Source organism: Methylobacterium sp. E-041 (assembly GCF_022829665.1).
GTDB lineage: Bacteria > Pseudomonadota > Alphaproteobacteria > Rhizobiales > Beijerinckiaceae > Methylobacterium.
The window spans coordinates 1-3281 of record NZ_JAKSYQ010000163.1 but is presented as its reverse complement, the minus strand read 5'-3'; the positions used below and the strand labels follow the sequence as shown (position 1 = coordinate 3281).

Annotated in this window: 2 protein-coding genes and 1 pseudogene; all 3 read right to left on the bottom strand. The window is 57.3% G+C overall.

Translation table 11 applies throughout. The features are described 5' to 3' along the window. Positions 1-589: 589 nt before the first annotated feature. Positions 590-1807 carry a replication initiator protein A gene (locus tag MKK70_RS14840; RefSeq protein WP_243948657.1) on the bottom strand — a complete coding sequence of 406 codons (1218 nt, stop codon included), beginning with the start codon at positions 1805-1807 and terminating at the stop codon, positions 590-592. A 75-nt stretch (positions 1808-1882) separates the two neighbouring features. Continuing rightward, positions 1883-2170, bottom strand: coding sequence for a hypothetical protein (locus MKK70_RS14835; RefSeq protein WP_243948658.1), 288 nt, complete (start codon positions 2168-2170; stop codon positions 1883-1885). Between the two features lie 91 nt (positions 2171-2261). Next, a pseudogene (parA, locus tag MKK70_RS14830) lies at positions 2262-2851 on the bottom strand (ParA family partition ATPase); the annotation flags it as partial. Positions 2852-3281 lie beyond the last annotated feature (430 nt).

Sequence of the window (3281 nt, the reverse complement as noted above, 5' to 3'; positions counted from 1 at the left end):
GCATCATGCGATTCAGCCGTCCATGCTGATGGTGATCCCGGCCTTCAGCAGCACACTGGTGAAGTTGTGGGTGGTGAACTGCTTGCCTTGTGATCAGTGTTGACTATCTCCGGCTTGCCGTGCCGGGCGGACGCGTTGGGTAGGGAGTGGGTTTTTGCCGGATGGCAAAAAGGACCCAGGACTGTTTTGCTAAAAGCGTTCTAGAGTTGGTCTGACAAAAATCGAATCGTGTTGGGCTGCGTCAATTCTTCTAACGAGGCAAGTGGCAAGTTATCCACCGGCGCACCTGTTTTAAGAAGTTTTCTAGGTTTTAATAAGTTTTAGGGTTTTTGCGCCCGCGCTGCTGACAAAAACTTTTGAGTTATATCAATGCCTTAGGTATAGAAAAAATTGGTGATGTACGAACTTCCGATTGGTGATGTACGGCTTGTCATTGGTGATGTACGGGATTTAATTGGTGATGTACGGTTTTGAATAGGTGATGTACGGCAATGTCAAAAGTTATCCACAGGGGTAATCGTAGAAAACTATACCTGCGGGCGGAATTGGCGAAGTACGGTTTTGACAAAAATGGCTGCCAAAAATGCGCTCACGCTAGGGGAAGCTCTGGCAGGCCGGCGCCACTGCCCAGCGGGACATCAGCCTCTTCCGGCTTGCGCTCCCGCATGATCAGAATCTCTTCCCGCTTCCCTGTGGTTAGCTCCAGGTCGTAGTCGGGGAATGGGAACATACGGGTGCTGACGACGAACTGACGAACCTGGAAGCTGAACTGCGGCAGCCCCTGGGTCGAGCCGCTGCGCTTGTGCAGCTCCTTCATGCCATAGCGGGCGGTGCCGCTCTTGCCGGCGGCCCGCCGGGCCAACCGATAGATGAAGCGGCCGATACCCTGGGTGATCAGGAAATACTCGGGATTGAGCGTCAGGATCTGTGGGTTGCCCTTCTCGCGGACGACGCCGTTATAGACCCAGTCCGGAATACCGATTTCGACCAGATCGATGTTGCCGGTGGTCGTCTTGCTGATCACCTTGAACGTCTGAATTAGCGGCATCGTCACCACCTCGCGCCGGCTGCCGCCGGTCAGGTTGACGATCTTGATGCGCGTGCCCTGGAGGCGATCAAGGGCGGCCTCCAGATCCTTGTACTGTTTACCGCCAGAGCTGCGCCGGCAGAATTTTAGGATGTGCGAGGTGCTGGGGCGGTAGACCCGTGCCGGCAAGTCGGTGCGCAGGCCCTTCTCCTGCTCGAGGCGATAGCGGCGGGCCTCTTCGGCTAAGCTGGTAACCATGTGCAGGAAGATGTCATAGTCGAACACCGTCGCCAAGCCTGCTGAGGCGCTGCCGTCGATGGTGATGATGCAGTCCTTGAGCTCGTAGCGGATCTCCCCTCCCCGCTTGGCTTTGCCCAGGGAGAACGGCGCCACGTCCATCAGGTTAACGTCGTCCTTGAGCGGCGCATCATAGATGCTTGGCACGAAGAACGACATCTGCGAGTCGTCCTCGGGAGCCTCTCGTAGGACCGGCGGCGGCAGCTCCGCCTTCAGGGCGCCGACAATGTCCGGTTGGCGTTCGCTGAGTTTGACCGCCTCCCCCAGGGCCTTAAGGGCGATGTCCAGGTCTGTCACCGGCTCGGGGGCCACCTTTAGGTCGGCGAGGCTGCGACGGCTGTAGAAGCGCCTCAGTCGGCTCAGGGCTTCTCTGGACAACTCGATCAGCGGACGGTCGGTCCGCATGCAGAACGTGTCGGCCAGTTCCTGTAGGTAGGCGTTTTTCTCGTGCAGCCCCAAAGCCCCGAACTTGTCAAGGTTCATGAGGTGAAGACGGACCAAATTACTCACAATCGTAAACCCATAAAATCGCACAATCGCAAAGCTGGTTTCCCGGAATTACGCCTCAGGAAACTCGCGTTCCAGCAGCTCATGCATCATGTCAGCCATCTTGGTGCCACGGCCGGCGCACTGCATCCTGACGCGATGGTGCACGCTTTCCGGCACGTCGATCGTGAAACGCGACACCTTCTCCTTAGGCGCAGCAACAGGCTCCGGCGCGGCCTCTACGGCTTTCAACACAGTCACGTTGCCCCCTTCCCAATCGTTCACCGGCCCGGCGTCCCGATTGGCGATCCAAGCATCTGCGCCGGTAGCAAGCTCGGACGTAGGCAGCTTGAACAACACCGGATTTTCCCCCCTTAGTCATGCGGCCTTCCTTTCCTACTTGGTCGTCTTGGTTCCCTTGATCTGCAGCAGCTCGGCGGCCATCTGAGGCAACCTCAGCTGCGGCTTCGCTCTTGGGGGCGATTTCGAGCACTGACAGGCCCTGCATGGCACTTTCTGCATATTTCACTCGCTGACTGAAAGCCGCGCTCAAAACCGGAAAACCAAACTGTTCCAACGCGGTGACTACATCGCGGCCGATTGCCGTGTTTACGATTCTGCGATTAATTACAAAGCGGCTTTGAGGTTTTACTTGTACTGCTGGTCTTCCTTGATCAGTTGCACGGTGTCGGCAGAGGTCCACACGTCGTAGGGCGATGGCTGAATCGGGATCAGGACGATGCCGCTGGCTAGGATGGCGGCGCAACCGAGGTCGTTCACCCGTGGCGCACCATCGATGATCACCACGTCATAGTCGGAAGCCAGCTCAGGCAAATCCTTATGCAGGGTCGGCTTGGCCATGCTGATCACCGGAAACAGCGGGTCGCCTTCGCGAGCCGCGGACCAGGCCACCGAGCTGCCCTAGGGGTCAGCATCGACACGCAACACGCGGTTGCCGGCCTGGGCGCAGACAGCGGCAAGGTTGGTGGCTACGGACATCTTGCCGACTCCGCCTTTCTGATTAAGCACGCCGATAATCATCTGGCACCCTTTCCGGATTTGCGCTTCATCAGGTTTACGATTCTCCGCAAAGCCGACTTTATGGGTTCACGATTCCACACAAACACACCTAAGGCAGCGGATGGTAGATACACTGTTATCAGCGCGTGCCCATTGGATCATATGTCTCGTTTGTCGCATTGCGGTAAAAAAGTTTTCCGTACACTTGTAAAAGCGTCTTAAAGATGCTCAGGCGTGACAGCGCTGCCCTCAAGGCGACGCAACAAACCGATGATCACATTCGCCACTGACCTGCCGCGGTCACCTGGCATGACCCTGGCCCAGCAAACTGGTCCGCGCTGAGCGCAAGGTTTTCGGGCATCCTGAACCCTGAAGGAGGGTGGATGCCATGCCTCGCAAGCGCTTTACGAATGAACAGATCGCCTTTGCCCTTCGGCAGGCGGAGAACGGC

Coding starts and splice junctions, on each gene's coding strand:
- MKK70_RS14840 (WP_243948657.1), bottom strand. CDS start 1,807: ATGAACCTTGACAAGTTCGGGGCTTTGGGGCTGCACGAGAAAAACGCC.